Source organism: Peristeroidobacter agariperforans (assembly GCF_004138335.1).
Taxonomy (GTDB): Bacteria; Pseudomonadota; Gammaproteobacteria; order Steroidobacterales; family Steroidobacteraceae; genus Steroidobacter; species Steroidobacter agariperforans.
Map to the genome: position 1 here is coordinate 1,581,445 of NZ_RYFW01000001.1, position 19,505 is coordinate 1,600,949.

Here is a 19,505-nt window from a genome sequence, read left to right on the forward strand (position 1 = left end):
CGCGATCTACTAATCTCCCAGCCCTTCCAGGTCGGACAGAAAGATTTCAATCGAGCGAGCGCCGCGCGAGAACGACAGCGTCTGCGCGCGCAGCGAATCGATTCCGGCTTGCATGCGAGCACGACCTTCGGCGTTGTCGGCCAGAATTTCACGATCGTACGGAGTCTTCACCGCGCCCACCGTTTCACGTGTGCGAGCGAGGCGCGCTTCGATTTCTTCGGCGGCGCGCGCGTCCTTCGCTTTCACCAGATCGGCCAGGCTCGGGCCGCTGATGGTCGTTCCATCGAGCCGCTTGTAGCGGCCAAAATAAACATTCTCGATGCCGACCGCGTTCGCGCGCAGCTCGTCGGCGGTCAGGTCGCTGAAGCAGGATTGTTCTTCTTCCTGATCGGAGGAGAGCAGCGGCACGTTCATGCGCTCGCCGGCCATTTCCACTTCGGAGAGCGCCGCGATGCCCGTGAACATGCGCTTCAAACCGGTGTACACGTCCCCGGTGACGAACGAAGTGCGATAGTTCGCTTCCTTCGATTCGCGCCACTGTGCGGCCACCGACTCCAGATCGCTGATGATCAGCGTCGAGGCGGCTTTCAGATATTTGCCTCGGCGCGCGTTCACGTCGGTTGCTGGATCGCCTTTGACGACGAAATCGGTGAAGGGACGCTGGCCGGCGGACTCGGGCGGCGTATTCCAGTCCTGGCCCCACAGCAGGAATTCGACGGCGTGATAGCCGCTGGCGATGTTCTTCTCGCCACCGAGCTCGTTCTGTTCGGCAATCAGCTCGGGCGTGATGTTCGGGAAGCGCTTGACGTCGCCAATGATGTTGAGGCCCGGCGCGGCGTTGTATTTGTCCACGACCACGGCGTCGATGTGGTTCTCGTCGAGCGGCCAGCCATTGAGCTGACCCTCAGGCCCATTCTCGCCGTCGATAGGGCCGCCGTAGAAGCGAAAGGCCTCGGTATAGGCATACGGGATGCGCGCGGCACGCCAGCGCTCACGGGCCGCATTCAAGGTCTCCTCGCTGGGATTGGCGATCAGGGCGTCAATGGCCTGGTCCAGTTCGCGGGCGGCGCTGATCGTGTCCTCGTACGTCGCCAACACGATCTGCGCGTAGTTCTCGAGCACGGGCTGGCGCGCATCCTTCGGCTCGGTACGGGTGCAGCCGGCGGTCAGGGACAAGCAGAGGGCGGCCGCGGCGGCGGACTTCAAGGCGGATGCGAGCATGTTGGGCGCTTTGTAGGAAGTAGATGCGGCCCGCCACGGGCGGGAGGTGCCCGATTTTATTCGCAATCGAGAATGACTCGCAATTAAGAATGAGTCAGAGGTCGGTCAGTGCGGCTTCGCGGGCGAGGGCAGCGGGGAATCGCCGAACGCGGTGGGGCGCAGGCTTTGGCGCCGGTGCAGGATGAGGGTGAGCTCTTCACCCTCGACGCCGAGGCGGTCTGCGGCCTTTTCGATGGACAGCCCCTCGCAAACGATGAGGCTGACAGCTGCCCAATACAGAGCGGCTTCGGTACGGGAGTCGTGCTGATGCTGCATTGTTGCTGGTCGCGTCCGTCCCATGATCCGAGGGACACGCAGCAGCATGTTGCGAGCGATCAAAGCCCGGATAAACCGGCACTTGTACTGAAGCCGGCCGTGCGTGAGCGCGGTAAATGCCTATAAAAAAGGGGACAGAATTCGAATTCTGTCCCCTGATGAGCTGTCAATCGACGAGCGGCGAGCGAGTTACTTGCTCTCGGCTTCCGCGAGACGCTTGCCGACGAACTGCCAGTTGGCGATCTGCTCGACCACGGCCTTCACGAAGCCGGCGCGGTTCTGCTGGTGATCGAGATAGTAAGCGTGCTCCCAAACGTCGCAGGTCCACAGCGCGTAGCCGCTGGTGATCAAGGGATTGTCGGCGTCGTGCGTCGTGGTGATCTCGAGCTTGCCGTCCTTCGCGACCAGCCAGGCCCAGCCGCTGCCGAACTGGCCGACGGCCGCTTCGACGAACTTGTCGCGGAAATTCTCGAACGAGCCGAACGACGCGTCGAGGCGCTTCTTGATCGGCTCCGGCGGCGCGCTGCCGCCGTTGGGCGCGAGCGAGTTCCAGAAGAAGTCGTGATTCCAGACCTGCGCGGCGTTGTTGAAGATCTTGCGCTCGGTGCCGGTCTTGTTGGCGGTCGCCTTGATGATCGACTCGAGATCCTGTTTCTCCAGCGGCGTGCCCGCGATGAATTCATTCAGCTTGGTCACATAAGTCGCATGGTGCTTGCCATGGTGATGATCCAGCGTGCGCGCCGAAATCGTCGGGCCAAGAGAGTCTTTGGGAAACGGCAGGGGCATCAATTCGAACGCCATGGCGGGCTCCAGCTAGCGCTAAAAACAGTGGGGGTAAAGGGGCCAACGTATCGTGGACCGCGAAGTTCCCGCTCGATGCGGGGAGCTTCGTTACCGTTCGATGACGAGGCGGCCAGAAAGAATACCTTCCCTGACAGGCCCTTGGCCACCCGCCTGCCTCCCAGGCGAGGGCGCAAGCGCACTCCACGAACGTGATTCATCTCACAGTACGCGCTGCCTTGCTGGTACCCGTAGATCGATTTCGGGACGAAATTGCGGCTTCCGGTCAATAGTGAACATGCGCAGCGCCGCAAGAGCGTCTATATTTCGCTAGTTCCGTTGCGCAGGCCACGAGACCGACAGAAGTCTCGGGAGCGCGCGGAGCTCGAAGGTTCAACACGAAGGAGCAAGGGGGCGGGCCCGCAGGGAGCGGTCAGCCACATGCACCGGGAGGATAAGATATGGGCAAAGCGACACAGATCGCGGCCATCTTCGCTTTTTGCGTCGTGGCGACGATAGGAACGGTAGCGGTTCAAGCGGCCGAGGATGCTCCTGCGAGCAGCTTCGTCACGCTCAAGCTCGAAGGCAGCTGCGACGCGCAGAATACGCGGCTATGGCTGGTGAATTCACACACCTTCAAAACCATCGCCACCACCGTGCGCTGGCGCGCGGCCGGCGGCAAGGATCTCAGCGAGCAGTTTTTCCCCGGCCCGAACTCCGTGCGCGAGATCGGCTGCGCTGCCGAGGCCGAGATTCTGGACGCAAAGTTCGCCGACTTCTAAGTCTCAAAGCCCTGCAAGGTCGCAAACTCATCGAGCGCAGCGCGCTCGGTGCGTAGCGAATTGATCGGCGCGCCCTCGTCCATATAACCGAGCGCCATGCCGCTGAAGAGCATCACGCCCGGCGGCAGTTGCAGGAACTCCGCGATCGTCTTGTGCCAGATCGCCCATGCTTCCTGCGCGCAGGTGTGCAGGCCGCGCTCGCGAGCGAGCAGCATGACGGTCTGCATGAACATGCCCAGGTCGGCCCACTGATCCTGGCCCATCCGCCGGTCAATGCAAAAGAACAGGCCTACCGGCGCGCCGAAGAACTCGTAATTTCGTGAGAACTGCCGGACACGCGCCGGCCTGTTGTCGCGAGGAATGCCGATCGTCGCATACAGGTCTTCACCACACTTGAAGCGGCGGGCACGATACGGATCGTGCAGCTCGGGTGGATAGATGTTGTACTCCGTGCCTTCGCCGACCGGCAGCATCGACAGCTTGCCGCGGATCGCCGTGAGGAATTCGGCCAGCGGCTGTCCGGTGAGCACGTGCACTAACCAAGGTTGTAGATTGCCACCCGACGGTGCGCGCTTGGCGCTTTCCAGAATCTCGACCAGGATCTGCTTCTCGACGGGCTTGTCCAGGAAGGCGCGACAGCTGATACGGCTGGCAACGGCGTTGGTGACATTCATATAGTTGGAGAGACGAGTGCTCGATCCCGCGCAAGATAACATCACTCTGGCCGACGGCACCTCGCTGGTGTTTCGCACGTTTTGCAGGATGGATTCGCCCAAGGCGGCGGTGATCGTTCCGTCCGCGATGGGCGTGGCTCAGAAGTTCTACACCCAGTTTGCGCAATGGCTCGCGCAGCAGGGCTATCACGTTACGACGTTCGACTATCGCGGCATCGGTTTCTCCGCGCCCCGCTCGCTGCGCGGTTATCCGGTGAACATCTTCGATTGGGCGCGACACGACTGCGCCACCGTCATCGACATGGTGAAGTCCGAGATGCCGAACGTGCCGCTGCACTGGATCGGCCACAGCCTCGGCGGCCAATTGATCGGCCTCATTCCGAATCGCGACCGCATCGATCGCGTCATCACCGTCGCCACCGGCACGGGCTATTGGCTCGAGAACACCTGGCGCACTAAATCTGTGGTGTGGTGGCTCTGGTTCTTCCTTGTGCCACTCGCTCTGCGCACCGCCGGTTATTTCCCCGGCAAGCGGTTGCGCAAAGTCGGCGACCTGCCGTTTGGAGTGATGCAGCAGTGGCGCCGCTGGTGTCTCAATCGCGAATACGTCGTCGGCGCCGAAGGCGATGACGTTCGCGCCGACTATGCGTCCGTGCGCACGCCGATGCTTTCTCTTTCATTTACGGACGACGAGATGATGTCTGCGAAGGGCATCAAGTCGCTGCACGGCTTGTACGCGAATGCGCCCGTCGAGTATCGCCGCATCGCCCCTCGCGAAATCGGTGCGCGCCACATCGGCCACTTCGGCTTCTTCCGTCCCCAGTTCGAACAAACCCTCTGGCCGCTCGTGCCGCAATGGCTGAGCGTGCGTTGAGTTTCAGTCGTTGAGTTGGTGGGGAAAAAAATAGCGTGCGCGAGGTTCATCACATCGCGCACGCCTGCATCCGAGATGGCTCAGGGGGATAATTGACCATCGTCGTAAGCACGTTGAAACCGAAGAGACTCGCGTCCTAAGACGCTCGGTTTCATAAATGCAGGACGCGTGCCAACTCCGAGCGGCCGTGAACTGGCGGAAAATCGGGGGCTGCATGCACGGAGATTTGGTCGGATGCACTCGCGATGTGCATGGGAGCGCAATCATGCGACGGTGTAGTGCGAGGAGCGGGAGTTGTCATCGAATTGTCAATGAGCTCGGACAAGTGGGTTAGGAGAAATCCGTGCGACCCGTTCTCGCCGCAGCTTGATCTCGCGGATGTATTGTTCGCTGGCAGCGTCGAGCATGACGCCGGGATCATCCAAGGCGACGCCTGAAGGCGTCAATCGCCTAAGGGCGCCTGGCCGCGCTCACCGTCACACTCGCACCTTCCAACGCCGCCGACTCCGCCCTCACAGTAATCTTCCCCGCCTGATCCGGCTTGCCGCGCACGATCACCAACGCCAGTCCGTTGAACGTCTCACGCACGGGCGACTGGAACGGTACGAAACTGGTCGGATCGCCGTTGTCGGTGGCGACGATTTCGCCGGGGCCGTCGACGGTGAAGCGAATGGAGCTCTTCGCGGTCGGCGCGGGCAGGCCATTCTGGTCCAGCACACGAACGGTGATGAACGACAAATCCTCACCGTCGGCTTGTATCTTCGAACGATCCGCAGAGAGCTCGAGCCTGGCGGGTGCATCGGCAGTACGAACGGAAGCCGTCGCCCATTCTTTGCCGCTCTTGTAACTCACAGCCCGTAACTCGCCGGGCTCATACGTCACAAAGTCCCAGCGCAGACGATATTCGTAAGCCGCGCGCTTCTTCCGTCCCTGCGACTTGCCGTTGACGAACAGCTCCGCCTCATCGCCCGAAGTAATCAAATGCACTGGCGTGACTTCGCCTTCGCGGCCTGGCCAGGTCCAGTGCGGCAGCAGGTGAGCTAGCGGCAGTTCGGGGCGCCACTTTGCTTGGTAGAGATAGAAGCGATCCTTCTTGAAGCCGGCGAGATCGATGATGCCGGAGTAAGAGCTGCGCGATGAGTAGTACGGCGTCGGTTCGCCCAGGTAGTCCCAGCCGGTCCAGACGAACTCACCGGCGACATACGGGTGCTGATCCTGCGCGGCGAACGCGCGATCGGCGGAGGAGCCGAAGTCGGCGGCGTGCAGTTCGTAAGCGCTGACCTGGTGAGTTTTCGGATCGCCGCCCGAGCCCGGCCGCACCGGCCCGCTGATGCCGCCACTCACGGGAAATTGATATTCGCCTCGGCTGCTCAGCGCCGATGCGCTCTCGCTGCTGAGAATCATCTTGTTCGGAAAGCGCTCGCGGAATGCGGGAAACTGGCCGGGCAAGCTGCGAATGCCCGCGCCCTGATAGTTCAGGCTGATGACATCGACGGTGGCGGGCAGCGGCATGTCCGGTTTCGCCCAGTTCATCGCGGTCGTCGTGCGGCGCGTCGGATCTTCTTCACGAACCATACCCACGAGCTTGCTCGCAATCGCAGCGCCGTGCTCGCCTGTGTACTGTTCACCAACTTCGTTGCCCACGCTCCACATGATGATCGACGGGTGATTGCGGTCCCGACGCAGCATCGAACGCAGATCCTGCTCGTGCCAGTCCGGAAAGATCAGATGAAAGTCGAGCGGGGTTTTCTTGCGCTCCCACACGTCGAATACTTCATCCATCACCAGGATGCCCATGCGATCGGTCAGTTCGAGCAGTTCCGGCGCGGGTGGGTTGTGGCTCATGCGCAGCGAATTCGAGCCCATCTCCTGGAGCATTTCCAGCTGACGCTCGGCCGCACGCACATTGAAAGCTGCACCGAGTGCGCCGAGGTCGTGATGATTGTTGACGCCGTTGAGCGGGATGCGCTCGTCGTTCACGAACACCCCGTTCGTCGGATCGAGGCGCAGAGAGCGGATGCCAAAGCGCGTCTCGTATCGGTCAATGGCCTTGCCACCGCGCGACACCGTCGTCACCGCGACGTAACGATTCGGCGTTTGCGTGGGTCGCGGTCCCCACAAGCGCGGATTTGCAACCGTTGCAGAGCCTTTCACTTGAGCGCTCGCGCCGGCGGCGACGCGCGTGTTCCCATGTTCGATCGTCGCGACGACACCGCCGCTGCGTCTGCCATCACTGTCCAGCGCATAGATGTCCGTCGAAACACCGACCGACGCCTCGGTCTGCGAATCATTGTCGATGGAGACAGCCACATCGATGGAGGCCGACGACTTCGAAACCTGTGGCGTAGTAACCTGAGTGCCCCAATGGCTCACGTGCACGCGATTGGTCTTGGTCAACCAGACATTGCGATAGAGGCCGCCGCCGGGGTACCAGCGCGCCGAGTGCGGCGGATTGTCGAGGCGGACGACGAGTTGATTCGAACCGCCGAACGCGACGTGCGGCGTGAGGTCGAGCCGGAACGAGTTGTAACCGTAGGGCCAGCCGCCGACGAGCTTGCCATTGAGCCACACGGTGGCGTACGACATCGCGCCGTCGATATCCAGAAAGATCGAGCGATCGCGATCGCGGGCCGGAATCTCCAGCTTCTTTCGATACCAGCCGATGCCCCAGCTCGGCAGCCGGCCCATGCCGCCATAGGGACCTTCGGCGATGAACGGACCGGTGATCGCCCAGTCGTGCGGCAGGGTGACGTTGCGCCAGGTGCTGTCGTCGAAGTTCGCCTGCACATAGGAAACATCGCTGCCGGGATTTCCCGCGGGGCGCTCATATCGGCGCGTCGGATCCTTGATGAAGGCATTCCCCGAAGGCAGGATCCAGGGTTTCAACACCTGCTCTTGCGCGGCCGCGACTTTCGCGGCCTCCTCGGGCTTTGCGTCTGCTTGCTTGCCGTCTTCGGTCAGCGTGACAACAGGGCGCACGTCGTACATCAGCGGCGTAGCGAGCCCCGCCGGATCGCCCATCTGGAAGCGCCAGCCGGAGTTGATGGAAACGCGCTCGCCCGGCGCGGTGGTTTGGGCCGAGACCAGTGCTGGCGCAACCAGTGACAGGAAGACGAGGAGGTTGCGCAACGCACGGCCCGCGTCGGGGCGAGAGCGGCAAGAATTTCGCATCGGTGGAACCCTTCAACGGCAGTTCGGCGCTGGGCGCCGACTCTGGCATTATCTCGGACAAATGCAAGCGCGTCTAAACCGTGCAAAAGTGCTGCATACTTCGGGCTGAGACCGCTGACGAATCGGCCCAGGGAGGAGAGCTGATGATTTTTCGCTGTGCCTTGTCGATCGGGATGTGGTGTCTGTTGTCGAGCTCCGCATCGCTGGCGGACGCGACCGCCGCCAAGCTGGAGTTTGGCGTCGAGAACAACATCGCCTACTACGACGCTGCGGCGTTGGCGCGAGCCGACGATTACCAGAAACAACAGAGCAAGCTCGATGTTTACTATCCCAAAGGCGCGAAAAGTTTCACCACCGTCGTGTGGTTTCATGGCGGCGGCTTGACCGGCGGTAGTCGCTACTTTCCCGACTTGAAGGATCAAGGCATCGCGCTCGTCGCCGCGAGTTATCGATTCGCGCCAAAGGCTCAACCGCCCGCCTATCTGGAAGACAGCGCAGCTGCGGTCGCATGGGTGCTCGAGAACATCGGCCGCTACGGCGGCGATCCGAAGAAAGTGTTCGTTTCGGGTCACTCTGCCGGCGCTTATCTAGCAACGATGATCGCCATGGATCCCAAGTGGCTCGGTGCGCACCAGCTTTCCAACAAGTCGCTGGCGGGTGTCATCGCGATCAGCGGCCAAATGACCACGCATTTCACTGTCAAGAAACAACGCGGCGACGACGCTGCACAGTTGCGCCCCATCATCGATGAATACGCCCCGCTGTATCACGCCGCGAATGAGTTCTCGCCCATCTGCCTGATCGTCGGCGGCCGGGACATCGAGTTCAAGTCGCGCGTTGAAGAGAACGAGCTGATGGCAGTGACCCTGCGCAATCTGGGGCACAAGAAAGTGGAGTTCTACGAAATGGCGGGGCTGGATCATGGCACCGTCGAGCAAGGTGCGATGATCGTCATGCGCGGGTTCATCCAACGAACACTGCAGGGGAACGATAGGGAGTAAGTCATGCGCTATGAATGGATTCTGGGCTGCGCGCTACTGTCGGGCTCGTTGGCGCAGGCGAGTGCGCCGGTGCAATCGCAGGGCGAGCCGATCGTCGTCGCGCATCGCTACCGGATCGAGTCGAAGGTGCTGGGCGAAGAACGCACTTACCTCGTTCACAAGCCAGACGGCTATGACTTCTCCGATCAACGTTACCCAGTCGCCATCCTGCTCGACGGCGATGGGCACATTCATCACGTCAGTGCGACCGTCGAGCAGTTGGCGAGGAACGGTCGGTCCGGGCCCATGATCGTCGTCGGCATCGAGAACACGGACCGCCAGCGTGACTTCACGCCGCCGTTCGCCGGAGCGGAAGGGCGGCCGCCGGGCAATGTAGGGGGCGCCGGCCAGTTTTTGAGCTTCATCGCCGATGAATTGCTGCCTGAGATCGATCGTGCGTATCGCACGCGCCCGACGCGGATTTTGATCGGTCACTCATACGGTGGGCTGTTCGCCGTGTACACGCTGTTCAACCGGCCCGACATTTTCAAGGCGTACATCGCGGTGAGCCCGTCGCTGTGGTGGGACAACCAGGCGCTGGCGAAGCAGGCCGATCAGTTCGTCCTCGATCACAAGGATCTGCAAACCGCCATCTACATGACGATGGGCAATGAAGGCGGCGCAATGCTCGGCGGCGCGCAGAAGGTCATCGGCTCGCTGGCCAGCCTGCCCCAGGCGGGCGCGAACTTTCAGCGCTGGCCGGAAGAGACCCACGGTTCCGTTGTCATGCGCAGTGTCTACGAGGGGATGGAATGGCTGAACGAGCTCTACTACACGCACGATCCGGCGCGCGCGTATGAAGAGGGCGGGCTGCAGTATTTCGACAAGCGCTTCGAAATGATTTCTAAGTATCTGGGGTATGAAGTCAAGGTGCCCGAGCGCCAGCTCATGCATGCCCAAGGCTACTTGCAACATGTCAAACGCCCGCAGGAAGCGCGGCAGGTGCTGCAGCGAGTGCTGGAGCTGTATCCGAATAGTCCGGGCGCGCACTTCGAGCTGGGCAAGGTGTATCTCGCGTTGGAGGACCGGCCACAGGGCGAGGCCGAGCTCGAACGAACATTGGCGCTGTACCCGGGACACGAGGGCGCCCGCAAGGAACTGGAGAAGATCGGCGTCGATCCGAAGACGGTGGTCCCGGAGGCGACGGTTTCCTCGTCGGTGCTGCGCAGCTACGTTGGCGAGTACAAGTACAGCGATGAAACGTCCGTTGCCACGTTCGAACAGGGCAAACTGTTCATGAAGGTCGGTAATGCCAAGCGCGAGCTGCACGCGCGGACCGATGGAAGCTTCTTTGCGGTCGATTCGGATCGCGAGTACACGTTCAACAAGAAGTCCGGTCGCGTTACATCGCTGACTGTGCAATTGCCGGACTTTCGTTACGAGAGCCGTAAGGTGAAGTAGCAGCGAGCAGCACGTCGATGGTTGCATCGACGACGCGTGCTCTTCGATCGCGAGCATACAGCCCGTATTGAACGGTGAGAGGGCCGGGAACACCGGCGAATCCATCGAGGGTCCGCATCGTTTCGTTGCGAATCGACTCGGGCGGCAGCAGGCCGATGCCAAGCCCGTTCTCGATTGCCGCTTGCAGGCCCATGACACTCTGACTCGTGAATGTGATCCGATGCTCGCGCCCCGTCGCTGCGAGCGCTTCGATCATGCGTCGACGCCACAGGCAGGGTGAGGCGAACGCGACGAGATCGAGCGGGCGGCCGGGCTCCTGCAGGTAGTCCGTCGCGCTCACCCATTGCAGCTCGACATTCCATGTGACCAGGGCATCGGCCGCGCTCACGGCAGAAGTCGGCGCGATCATGATGTCCATGGTGTTCTCATCCCACGTACGGCCAAGCGCCGTGCTGTGCTCGACGACGACGTCGAGTTGAACGTCGGGATGGGTGCGATGTAGACGGCCGAGCGCCGCGGGCAAGGCGGAATTGGCAATCTCTTCTGCGAGGCCGATGCGTACACTGCCACTGACGGCTGTCTCGCGGAGCCGAGCGTATGCCTCGTCGCTCAACGCCAGGATGCGCGTGGCATATCCCAGAAAGATCTCGCCCTCGGGAGTGGGAACGACACCGCGGCCGGTGCGCTGAAAAAGATGACGTTCCAACAAATTCTCCAGCCGCCGCATTTGCATGCTCAACGCCGATTGAGTGCGCCCGGTTTGCGCAGCGACCCGGCTCAGACTGCCTTGCTGGCAGACTGCGACGAAGGTGCGCAGCAGGTCCAGGCCGATTTGCTCCGATATCATTTTCGTTGAACTCAGATGTTGCTGATATCAGCCTACGCGAAGGCGGGGCGCGTCGCTATCTTCCTCTCCCGATCCCAGAGGAAAGACATTCGTGAAAGCGATCAGAGTTCATCGGCACGGCGGTCCGGAAGTGCTCACTTACGAGGACGTGGCCATCGGGCCGCCCGGGCCTGGTGAAGTTCGTGTGCGTAACCGCGCGATCGGGCTCAACTTTGTCGACGCCTACTTTCGCACGGGGGCGTATGCGCCACCGGCTTTGCCGTTCATTCCGGGGAATGAGGCGGCGGGCGAGGTCGTCGCTACTGGCGAAGGCGTGAGCGAATTCAAGCCGGGCGATCGTGTCGCCTATGTCGAAACGCTAGGTGCATATGCCGAAGAGCGCAACGTGTCGGCACACTTTGTCGTGCCTCTGCCGGATACCATCGACTTCGAAACGGGCGCGGCGATGATGTTGAAAGGACTGACGGCGCAATACCTGCTGCGGCGGACGTTTCGTGTCGAACCGGGTCAAAGGATTCTTGTGCACGCGGCGGCGGGCGGCGTTGGGTTGATGCTTACTCAGTGGGCGAAGCATCTGGGCGCCACCGTCATCGGCACGGTAGGATCACCGCAGAAAGCTGAGCTCGTGCGCGCCAACGGAGCGGACTTCGTCATCGACTATCGCAAGGAAGATTTCGCGACGCGAGTCAGGGAGATCACCGGCGGCGAGGGCGTGCACGTCGTTTATGACGGCGTAGGTAAAGCGACATTCCAAGGCTCGCTCGATAGCCTCCGATCACTGGGTTACTTCGTGAGCTATGGATCGGCGTCGGGAGCGATCGAGCCGTTCGACATCATGCTACTGATGCAGAAGGGCTCGCTGTTCGCTACGTGGCAGTTGCTCTTCACGCATCTGGCGAAGCGCGAGGATGTCCTGGCAATGAGTAAGGAGTTGTTCGAGGTGGTGGCGAGCGGTGCGGTCAAAGTGCCTGTGCATGCAAGGATGCCGCTTGCCGAGGTGGCCGAGGCACATCGTCGGCTCGAATCGCGCCAGACAACTGGTGCCACAGTGCTGCTGCCCTAGTTACGTTCGCCGCTTCGCATTCTCCAGCGCATCGATCGTCCGCGGCCAATCATCCTTCAGCAACCGTGACAGCGCCCGATCGGCGAGCAGCTTGCCGCCGGTCTGGCAGCGAGGACAGTAGTTTGTTTCGTTCTCCGCGTATCGAATGCGCTGGACCGCCGTGCCGCACACCGGGCACGGCTCGCCGAACTTTCCATGCACCGCCATCTCCTTGCGAAACGCGGTGACCTTCTCCGGAAAGCCGCGAGCGGCTTCGGCCCGCAAGCGCTCGATCCATTCAGTCAGCACGTCTTGAATGGCGTCGTAGAGCCGGCGCCATTCATCGTCATCGAGGTGCTTCGTCTGGATCATTGGCGAGAGCCGGGCACGGTGCAGGATCTCGTCGGAGTAGGCGTTGCCGATGCCGCTGAGAATGGTTGGATCGGTGAGCGCACGTTTGAGCGTGTGATTACGCTCACTCATGTACTCACGAAACACAGCCGGATCGGCACCGAGCACTTCGAGCCCACCGCGATCGTGTTCTTCGAGCTGCGCTTCGCCGGCAACAACGTGCAGCGAGGCGCGACGTTTCGTGCCCGCTTCCGTCAGGGTCAGCACGCCATTGTCGAAGTCGAGCTGCAGCAGTGGCCCACGGACCTTGCCGCGATGACTCGGCTCATACCAGTGCAGCCGGCCTGCGATCATCAAATGAATCACCAGCCACATGTCGTTATCGAAACCGATGGCGATGCGTTTGCCGAGCCGGCGTAGCTGGGTGACGGTGTGGCCTTCGCAGCTTTGCAAAGGCGGCTCGGCGGTGCGCAGCAGGAACGGATTCTTCAGCAGAATCCGCTCCAGCCGGCGCCCGACGATGCGGGCCTCGAGCGACTCGATATAGACGGCGACGTCAGGCAGCTCTGGCATGGATGCCTAACGTTTGCGCCGGTATCAGAGTTCGCGCAGACCGGTCGTGATCGGCAACTTTGCTGCACGCAGGCTGGGCAACAGTCCGCCGATGAAGCCGAGGATCAGCGCGTAAACCAGTCCTTGCACCAGCAGCTGCGGCGTGACCGTGAACGCGAAGGTCAGTTGACTGAAAGTCGCGAAATTCATGGTCGATGCGCGCACACCATTGAATGCGACGTACGAGACGATCATGCCGACCACGCCGCCCACCAAGCCAATCAGCAATGCTTCCGCAAGCACCGAGGTGATCACGGGAGCTGGCCCGAAGCCCAGCGCCCGCAACGTCGCGATCTCACGTGTGCGAGAGGAGACGGCTGAGTACATCGTATTGAGTGCCGCGAAGATCGCACCCAATCCCATGAGAATCGCGATCGCGCTGCCGATGGTGCTCACCAGCGTCACGAGAATCTTCGACTGCTCGGCGTAATACTGTTTCTCGCTGAACACACGAACGTTGAGCCGCGGGTTGGTCGACAGCTCGTCCTTGAACGCCTGCATGGCGCTCGGGCTGGTGAGCTTCACACGCATCGACTGGTAGGACGTGCCGCGGTTGTACGCGCCTTGAAGCACCGTGGCGTCGGTCCAGATTTCGGATTCGGCCACGCTGCCGCGATCTTCGAAGATGCCCGTGACCGTCCAGTTGGTGGTGCCCAGGCGCAGCTGGCTGCCGACGGTGAGGCCGGAGAACTGCATGCTCGCGCCCTTGCCGACGACGACTTCGAATTTGCCGGGCGTGAAGTTCACGCCTTCGACGATCTTGAAGTTGCTACGCAGCTTCACTGCCTGCGGACCCACGCCGCGCAAAGGAACATTCGCCGCGGTGCCGGTGCTCTTCAGCGGCACATCGACCACGACGTACAGCTCGGGAGAAACAATCGGCCCTTGCTCGTCGCGCGCCGCCTGTTTGGCGTCGGCGATGAGGCGGGTTTGTTCCTGCTGCAAGCCGCTGCCCATTTCGTCGGTTGCGCCATTACGCAGCACGATGGCGACCTGGTCGGAGCCGGAGATGTCCAGCACCGCTTTAAAGCCTTCGGCAATGGAGAGCACGCCGATGAGCACGGTGACGACGCCGGCGATGCCGATGAGCGCAACGATCGACGACGCGGCACGCTGCGACATGTTGCGCACGTTCATGCTCGTGATCGCGGTAATCTGATCCCAAGAGTTCGACATGTTGCTGATCCTTCTGCTCAAGCCTTACGCAAGGCGTCGACGATCTTCAGTCGCGATGCCTGCGCGCAGGGGATTGCTGCGGCCAGGCCGCCGAGCAGCAGGATCAATACGACACCGATGCCCCAGGTCGCAGGCGGCATGCCGAGCACAGGGAAGAACTGCGCGACCGCCGCACCGATACCTTTGCTCGCGAGCGCCGCCAGACCCAAGCCGATCAGGCCGCCCAGCCCAGTGACCAGAATCGCTTCAGCGATAATCAGGAACGTGACGCCCGCGCCGGAGAAGCCCAGCGTCTTCATCACTCCGATCTCGTTGATGCGCTCACGAATCGACTGGCCCATCGTGTTGGCCGTGACCAGCAGCATGGTGAAGAACACGGCTGCGGCCACGAACGTGAGCAGCTTGCCGATGTTGCCCATCTGATTCGCGAAGCCCTGGATGAAAGCCTTCTCGGTCGAGGTCTTGGTCTCGGTCGATGAATTGCGGAACAAATCGTCGATGCTTCGGGCGATGTCGGCCGAGCGCCCCGGGTCTGCTACTTTCACGACCACCCAACCGATCATGTCCCGGATCTCGGCACGCGACTCGTTGAGATAGTCGTAGTGGAAATACATGCTCTGGTTGTCGCCGTTGCTCGCCTGGTAGATACCCGCGATCTTCATCGGCCAGGAGTTGCCGCCATCGTCCTTGCGCGTCCAGATGTTGGAGCGCATGGGAATGGTGTCGCCCACTTTCCACTTGAAGCGCTCCGCGATCATCGGGCCGACGATGACGGCGGTGCGATCCTGCAAGAACGCCTGTTTCTCTTCGGGCTTGAGCTGGTATTCGCTGTACACCTCGAAGAAGGTCGGCGCCTCGACCGCGAACGCGGCGATCTGGTTGCGATCTTCCTGATACACGCCGCCGAACCAGTCCTGCGACGACGCCACCACGACGCCCTCGACGCCTTTGACACGATTCAGATAGGCGAGCGGCAGCGATTGCACGAACGAGGTCTTGTGCATCGTGATCAAACGATCGATGCCGGCGAGCTCGGGGCTGCCGGTCATCGCGACGCGCAGCGTCTGCATCAGTCCGAACAACAGAAACGCGACGACGATCGATGCCAACGTGAGGCTGGTGCGCAAACGTTTGCGCCCCAGGTTGGCCCACAGCAGAGGTAGGTATTTGAACATGACGTCACCTCAGGCCGCGGCGTCGCGGCTCAGCTGACCCTTATTCAAATGCAGTACGTGCTTGGCGCGAGCCGCGGCGTGCGGATCGTGCGTCACCATGATGATGGTCTTGCCCTGTTGCTGATTCAGCGCCTGCAACAGATCCAGGATTTCATCGCCCGACTTGCGGTCCAGGTCGCCAGTGGGCTCGTCGCACAACAAGAGCGTGGGATCGGAAACGATGGCGCGGGCGATGCCGACGCGCTGTTCCTGGCCGCCCGACAACTCTCTTGGCTTGTGATGAGCGCGTTCGCTCAAGCCGACCAGGCCCAGTGCCGCGTTGGCGCGCTTGCGCCGTTCTGCAGCCGGCAGCTTCGTCAGCAACAGCGGCAGCTCGACGTTGCGCTCGGCGGTCAACACCGGCAACAAGTTATACATCTGGAACACGAAGCCGACGTGGTGGGCGCGCCATTTGCCCAGGTCGCCGTCGGTCATCGAGTCGGTGCGCGTGCCGGCGATTTCGATGCTGCCCGCGGTCGGGCGGTCGATGCCGCCGATCAGGTTCAGCAACGTGGACTTGCCGGAGCCCGACGGGCCCATCAACGCCAGGAAATCGCCCCTGGGAATGTCCAGGTCGAGGGCGTGCAGCACGTGCACGGTCTCGGCGCCCCGCTTGTAGTCCTTCGCCACGCCACGCAGTCGAACCAACGATTCATCAGCCATGTGTCACTCCGCTTTCTTTTTGACCGGGGCGCCTTCGGCGAGCCCTTCGACCGGTTTCCCTACAAGGACGTCGCCCGCGGCGATTCCCGACAACACTTCTGTCTGCCCGCTACGTTCGCCACCGATGCGCACCGCGACTCGCTCCACCGAGTCCTCGCGCACCCGCCAGACGAACGTCGTCTCACCCTCTTTCATGATGGCTTCGCTCGGCACCCGCACGGCCGGGCGAGACGACGCAGTTGCCGGCTCGCCGGCGCGGTCGTCGAAGAAGCTCACCTTCACGCCCATGTCCGGCAGGATGCGCGGATCCAACTGATCGAACCCGATGCGCACACGCACCGTCGCCTTCTGGCGATCGGCGGTGGGCACGATGTTGATGACGTGACAGGGGATGACCCAATCCGGATACGCATCCAGCACGGCTTCGGCTTTTTGTCCGGCCTTCACCCGATTGATGAAGGCCTCGTTCACGTCGACCTCAATCTCTCGCGAATCCATGTCAACGACTGTCGCGATTCCGGTGCGCGTGAAGCCGCCGCCCGCGGAAATCGGCGAAATCATTTCGCCGGGCTGCGCGTCCTTGGAGACCACGACGCCGGCGAAGGGCGAGCGAACTAACAAATCGTCCAGATCCTGGTTGCGCACGCGCACGCTGCTCTGGGCCACTTTCACTTCGCTCTTCAATGCTTCCAGTCGCGCCTGCAGGGCGCCGAACTCCGCTTGTGCCGAATCGAGCGCCTGCTCGCTGACCAGCTTGTCGGCGCGCAGCTGCTGCGTACGACGCAAGTTGCGTTCAGCTTCCGCCAGGCGCACCTCGACTTCCTGCAGATTCTTGGTCGTCGCATCGAGCTGACGTTCGGCGAGGTCGAGCTGCGGGCGCGTGGTCGTATCGTCCAGGCGCGCGAGCAGCTGGCCCTCCTTGACCTCCATGCCTTCCTCGATGAGCACCTCGGAGACCTTGCCTGTCACTTTTGCCGACACTGTGGCTTGACGGCGCGCCACGACGTAGCCGGAAGCGTTCAGCACCGAGCCGCCGCCACCGCCGCTCGTGGCAGCCGCGGTCGCAGTCACTGTTTCCACTTCGATCGCGTTATCGCGGAACAGTGCATATGCCGCGGCCACTGCGGCTAGAACGAGTACAGCAGCGATGAACCATTTATAGACGCCGCCATTACGGTCGTTGCGAGTGGGTTCCGGGCTGCGTTCGATGCGGAGGCTGTCGAGTGCGTTCTGATCGAATGACATGGAAGCCTTCAGTCCTTTAGCGATCGCGCGCGTAGCGAATGCCGGCGCGGTCATTGGTATATGCGAGAAAGCCAATGCCGGCGACCGGCAGGGCGCACGGATTCTAATCCCGCGGGCCGCGCAGAAGTAAGGCGCGTCGGTGAAAAGCCGCGCAACGCCGGCAAGTTGGGTCGATAATCCGCCTGTGAGTTCGATATCTGCGCTACCCGCCGGGCAGGACACCGCCAACATATGAAACGCCGCACCTTATATATCGTGGCTGGAGTGGCGCTGGTGGCACTCGCGATCGGTGTGCTGGCGAGCCGCCCCGATCCCATCGAGGTGGAAACTGCAACGGTGAGCCGCGGCCCGGTCGCTGAAACTGTTACCAATACGCGGGCCGGCACCATCAAGGCCTGTCAACGCGCCCGACTCGCGCCGCCTTCGGGCGGTCAAATCGCCAAACTGCCGGTAAAGAAAGGCGATCGCGTGCAGCCCGGACAAGTGCTGCTCGAGCTGTGGAACGACGACATTCGCGCCGAGCTGAGCCTGGCTGAACGTGATGCAGTCGCCGCGCACGCGCGGGCTGAAGAAGCTTGTGTCGCGGCGAAGGTCGCTCAGCGCGAATCGGATCGTCTGGCCAAGCTGGTGACACAAAGTCTGGTGTCGATCGATGCGGCCGAGCGCGCCAGAGGCGACGCTGATAGTCGAGCGGCGGCGTGTCGTGCGACCACTCAAAATATCAAAGTGGCCGAGGCGCGCATCGAGCAGGCGAAGGCGTCGATGGAGCGCACGCTGTTACGTGCGCCGTTCGCCGGCATCGTTGCCGAGATCAATGGTGAGATCGGTGAGTTCGTAACCCCGTCGCCTGTCGGTATTCCGACGCCGCCCGCTGTCGATGTAGTTGACACTCGCTGCATCTACGTGACGGCCCCCATCGATGAGGTCGACGCCCCGCGAATTCGCGAGGGCATGCCGGCGCGGGTGTCGCTCGACGCGTTCCGGGACCGAACGTTTGCTGCTCATGTGCGCCGGGTGGCGCCTTACGTGCTCGACGTTGAGAAACAGGCGCGCACAGTCGAAATCGAGGCTGAGCTGGAAGACATTCAATCGGTGACCTTGCTGCCGGGCTATAGCGCCGATGTGGAAGTGATTCTGCAGGAGCAGGACAACGTGCTGCGGGTTCCGACACGTGCCCTCATCGATGGCAAGCGTGTCTATATATATGACGCAGCGGAACAGCGGGTTCACGCGAGGGATGTGCAAACCGGTCTGCGAAACTGGGAGTACGTCGAGGTCACCAGCGGGGTCGCGGAAGGCGATCTGGTGGTGACGACGGTCGATCGCGAAGGGGTCGTGGACGGAGCGCGCGCCAGGCAGGCTGCCGAGCGATGATCGATTTGCAGAACATCTGCCGGCACTTCCAGATGGGCGATCAGGAAGTGCGCGCGCTCGATCAGATCGATGTGCGCATCGAGAGCGGCGAGTACGTTTCCATCATGGGGCCGTCCGGGTCGGGCAAGTCGACGCTGTTGAATGTGCTCGGGCTGCTCGATCGGCCGACGGCGGGCACTTATATATTGGACGGGCGAGAGACGACTTCGCTGGACGACGAGGAGCTGGCTCACACGAGAGCGCGCAAGATCGGGTTCATTTTCCAATCGTTCCATCTGATTCCGCGGTTGACGGCGTTCGAGAATGTTGAATTGCCGCTGGTGTTGGCTGGCGTCGCTCCCGAAGTGCGACGGCCGAGAGTACAGGAGTTGTTGGCGAGTTTGAGTTTGGAAAGCCGAGCCAGGCATCGGCCGAATGAATTATCCGGCGGACAGCGGCAGCGTGTGGCCATTGCGCGTGCGATGGTGATGCAGCCGGCGGTGCTGCTCGCCGATGAGCCGACGGGAAACCTGGATCACATCTCGGGTGCGGAAGTGTTGGCGGCGATTGAGGGCTTGAACGCGAAGGGAATTACGTTGCTGGTCGTGACGCATGACGCCGAGGTGGCGCAGCGGGCGCGGCGGCATATCAGGATGAGAGACGGCAGGGTGGTGGAAGACGCGACGTGAAGAGGGTGTCGGTGGTTCGCGCCGGCCCCAGGTGACGTCGCCGATAGGTGTGAGG

General features: G+C 62.0%; 18 protein-coding genes. 7 read left to right on the forward strand and 11 right to left on the reverse strand.

All coding sequences use genetic code 11. The annotated features are described in order from the left end of the window. Positions 1–9 precede the first annotated feature (9 nt). The 3 genes from EK373_RS06815 to EK373_RS06825 all read right to left on the reverse strand — a co-directional run bounded on the left by EK373_RS06815 (position 10) and on the right by EK373_RS06825 (position 2,337). A complete protein-coding gene (locus tag EK373_RS06815) occupies positions 10–1,221 on the reverse strand; it encodes an imelysin family protein (protein WP_129641955.1) in 1,212 nt (403 codons plus the stop codon). A gap of 105 nt (positions 1,222–1,326) precedes the next feature. Then, positions 1,327–1,536 carry a hypothetical protein gene (locus tag EK373_RS06820; protein ID WP_129641956.1) on the reverse strand — a complete coding sequence of 70 codons (210 nt, stop codon included), beginning with the start codon at positions 1,534–1,536 and terminating at the stop codon, positions 1,327–1,329. Between the two features lie 189 nt (positions 1,537–1,725). Beyond that, positions 1,726–2,337, reverse strand: a complete 612-nt coding sequence (locus EK373_RS06825; RefSeq protein ID WP_129641957.1) for a superoxide dismutase — start codon at positions 2,335–2,337, stop codon at positions 1,726–1,728. 440 nt (positions 2,338–2,777) lie between these two features. Here EK373_RS06825 and EK373_RS06830 point away from each other — a divergent pair, with 440 nt between their 5' ends. Continuing rightward, the gene (locus EK373_RS06830; protein ID WP_129641958.1) at positions 2,778–3,098 is read left to right on the forward strand and encodes a hypothetical protein; all 321 of its coding nucleotides are present in this window, start codon (positions 2,778–2,780) and stop codon (positions 3,096–3,098) included. Here EK373_RS06830 and EK373_RS06835 read toward each other — a convergent pair. Further along, the gene (locus EK373_RS06835; protein ID WP_129641959.1) at positions 3,095–3,772 is read right to left on the reverse strand and encodes a nitroreductase; all 678 of its coding nucleotides are present in this window, start codon (positions 3,770–3,772) and stop codon (positions 3,095–3,097) included. The two genes, EK373_RS06830 and EK373_RS06835, sit on opposite strands and share 4 nt — an antisense overlap. Before the next feature lie 16 nt (positions 3,773–3,788). On the opposite strand from EK373_RS06835, the gene EK373_RS06840 reads away from it, so the two are divergent. Next, positions 3,789–4,646: an alpha/beta hydrolase family protein gene (locus tag EK373_RS06840; RefSeq protein WP_129641960.1), complete on the forward strand. Its 858-nt coding sequence runs from the start codon at positions 3,789–3,791 to the stop codon at positions 4,644–4,646. A 450-nt stretch (positions 4,647–5,096) separates the two neighbouring features. On the opposite strand, the gene galB is transcribed toward EK373_RS06840, so the two are convergent. Then, the gene (galB, locus tag EK373_RS06845) at positions 5,097–7,817 is read right to left on the reverse strand and encodes a beta-galactosidase GalB (protein ID WP_129641961.1); all 2,721 of its coding nucleotides are present in this window, start codon (positions 7,815–7,817) and stop codon (positions 5,097–5,099) included. A 143-nt stretch (positions 7,818–7,960) separates the two neighbouring features. Between galB and EK373_RS06850 the strand changes: the two genes are divergently transcribed. Then, positions 7,961–8,818, forward strand: coding sequence for an alpha/beta hydrolase (locus tag EK373_RS06850; protein WP_129641962.1), 858 nt, complete (start codon positions 7,961–7,963; stop codon positions 8,816–8,818). A 3-nt stretch (positions 8,819–8,821) separates the two neighbouring features. Continuing rightward, positions 8,822–10,258 carry an alpha/beta hydrolase-fold protein gene (locus tag EK373_RS06855; protein WP_129641963.1) on the forward strand — a complete coding sequence of 479 codons (1,437 nt, stop codon included), beginning with the start codon at positions 8,822–8,824 and terminating at the stop codon, positions 10,256–10,258. On the opposite strand, the gene EK373_RS06860 is transcribed toward EK373_RS06855, so the two are convergent. After that, positions 10,200–11,105 carry a LysR substrate-binding domain-containing protein gene (locus EK373_RS06860; protein ID WP_129641964.1) on the reverse strand — a complete coding sequence of 302 codons (906 nt, stop codon included), beginning with the start codon at positions 11,103–11,105 and terminating at the stop codon, positions 10,200–10,202. The genes EK373_RS06855 and EK373_RS06860 overlap by 59 nt on opposite strands. Before the next feature lie 91 nt (positions 11,106–11,196). Between EK373_RS06860 and EK373_RS06865 the strand changes: the two genes are divergently transcribed. Continuing rightward, positions 11,197–12,168 (forward strand): quinone oxidoreductase family protein, encoded by a 972-nt coding sequence (locus EK373_RS06865; RefSeq protein ID WP_129641965.1) that lies wholly within the window; start codon positions 11,197–11,199, stop codon positions 12,166–12,168. Here EK373_RS06865 and EK373_RS06870 read toward each other — a convergent pair whose 3' ends face one another. Genes EK373_RS06870 through EK373_RS06890 form a run of 5 tightly spaced genes read right to left on the reverse strand, consistent with a single transcriptional unit; the run spans position 12,169 to position 17,408 of the window. Then, complete coding sequence (locus EK373_RS06870; RefSeq protein ID WP_129641966.1) at positions 12,169–13,071, reverse strand: Fpg/Nei family DNA glycosylase; 903 nt, start codon at positions 13,069–13,071, stop codon at positions 12,169–12,171. Between the two features lie 24 nt (positions 13,072–13,095). Next, entirely contained in the window at positions 13,096–14,286 is a 1,191-nt protein-coding gene (locus EK373_RS06875) for an ABC transporter permease (protein WP_129641967.1), read from the reverse strand. Positions 14,287–14,303: 17 nt separating this feature from the next. Beyond that, a complete protein-coding gene (locus tag EK373_RS06880) occupies positions 14,304–15,461 on the reverse strand; it encodes an ABC transporter permease (protein WP_129641968.1) in 1,158 nt (385 codons plus the stop codon). Between the two features lie 9 nt (positions 15,462–15,470). Continuing rightward, positions 15,471–16,163: an ABC transporter ATP-binding protein gene (locus EK373_RS06885; protein WP_129641969.1), complete on the reverse strand. Its 693-nt coding sequence runs from the start codon at positions 16,161–16,163 to the stop codon at positions 15,471–15,473. Between the two features lie 3 nt (positions 16,164–16,166). Beyond that, positions 16,167–17,408 carry an efflux RND transporter periplasmic adaptor subunit gene (locus EK373_RS06890; protein WP_129641970.1) on the reverse strand — a complete coding sequence of 414 codons (1,242 nt, stop codon included), beginning with the start codon at positions 17,406–17,408 and terminating at the stop codon, positions 16,167–16,169. Positions 17,409–17,639: 231 nt separating this feature from the next. Here EK373_RS06890 and EK373_RS06895 point away from each other — a divergent pair, with 231 nt between their 5' ends. After that, positions 17,640–18,782: an efflux RND transporter periplasmic adaptor subunit gene (locus EK373_RS06895; protein ID WP_129641971.1), complete on the forward strand. Its 1,143-nt coding sequence runs from the start codon at positions 17,640–17,642 to the stop codon at positions 18,780–18,782. Then, on the forward strand, positions 18,779–19,450 hold the full coding sequence (locus EK373_RS06900; RefSeq protein ID WP_129641972.1) for an ABC transporter ATP-binding protein: 672 nt from the start codon (positions 18,779–18,781) through the stop codon (positions 19,448–19,450). Before EK373_RS06895 ends, EK373_RS06900 begins: the two co-directional genes overlap by 4 nt. Positions 19,451–19,505: the final 55 nt, after the last annotated feature.

What these genes read in the sequence shown, in the direction of transcription:
- EK373_RS06815 (WP_129641955.1), bottom strand. Translation starts at nt 1,221, where the DNA reads ATGCTCGCATCCGCCTTGAAGTCCGCCGCCGCGGCCGCCCTCTGCTTG.
- EK373_RS06820 (WP_129641956.1), bottom strand. Translation starts at nt 1,536, where the DNA reads ATGCAGCATCAGCACGACTCCCGTACCGAAGCCGCTCTGTATTGGGCA.
- EK373_RS06825 (WP_129641957.1), bottom strand. Translation starts at nt 2,337, where the DNA reads ATGGCGTTCGAATTGATGCCCCTGCCGTTTCCCAAAGACTCTCTTGGC.
- EK373_RS06830 (WP_129641958.1), top strand. Translation starts at nt 2,778, where the DNA reads ATGGGCAAAGCGACACAGATCGCGGCCATCTTCGCTTTTTGCGTCGTG.
- EK373_RS06835 (WP_129641959.1), bottom strand. Translation starts at nt 3,772, where the DNA reads ATGAATGTCACCAACGCCGTTGCCAGCCGTATCAGCTGTCGCGCCTTC.
- galB (WP_129641961.1), bottom strand. Translation starts at nt 7,817, where the DNA reads ATGCGAAATTCTTGCCGCTCTCGCCCCGACGCGGGCCGTGCGTTGCGC.
- EK373_RS06850 (WP_129641962.1), top strand. Translation starts at nt 7,961, where the DNA reads ATGATTTTTCGCTGTGCCTTGTCGATCGGGATGTGGTGTCTGTTGTCG.
- EK373_RS06855 (WP_129641963.1), top strand. Translation starts at nt 8,822, where the DNA reads ATGCGCTATGAATGGATTCTGGGCTGCGCGCTACTGTCGGGCTCGTTG.
- EK373_RS06860 (WP_129641964.1), bottom strand. Translation starts at nt 11,105, where the DNA reads ATGATATCGGAGCAAATCGGCCTGGACCTGCTGCGCACCTTCGTCGCA.
- EK373_RS06870 (WP_129641966.1), bottom strand. Translation starts at nt 13,071, where the DNA reads ATGCCAGAGCTGCCTGACGTCGCCGTCTATATCGAGTCGCTCGAGGCC.
- EK373_RS06875 (WP_129641967.1), bottom strand. Translation starts at nt 14,286, where the DNA reads ATGTCGAACTCTTGGGATCAGATTACCGCGATCACGAGCATGAACGTG.
- EK373_RS06880 (WP_129641968.1), bottom strand. Translation starts at nt 15,461, where the DNA reads ATGTTCAAATACCTACCTCTGCTGTGGGCCAACCTGGGGCGCAAACGT.
- EK373_RS06885 (WP_129641969.1), bottom strand. Translation starts at nt 16,163, where the DNA reads ATGGCTGATGAATCGTTGGTTCGACTGCGTGGCGTGGCGAAGGACTAC.
- EK373_RS06890 (WP_129641970.1), bottom strand. Translation starts at nt 17,408, where the DNA reads ATGTCATTCGATCAGAACGCACTCGACAGCCTCCGCATCGAACGCAGC.
- EK373_RS06895 (WP_129641971.1), top strand. Translation starts at nt 17,640, where the DNA reads ATGAAACGCCGCACCTTATATATCGTGGCTGGAGTGGCGCTGGTGGCA.
- EK373_RS06900 (WP_129641972.1), top strand. Translation starts at nt 18,779, where the DNA reads ATGATCGATTTGCAGAACATCTGCCGGCACTTCCAGATGGGCGATCAG.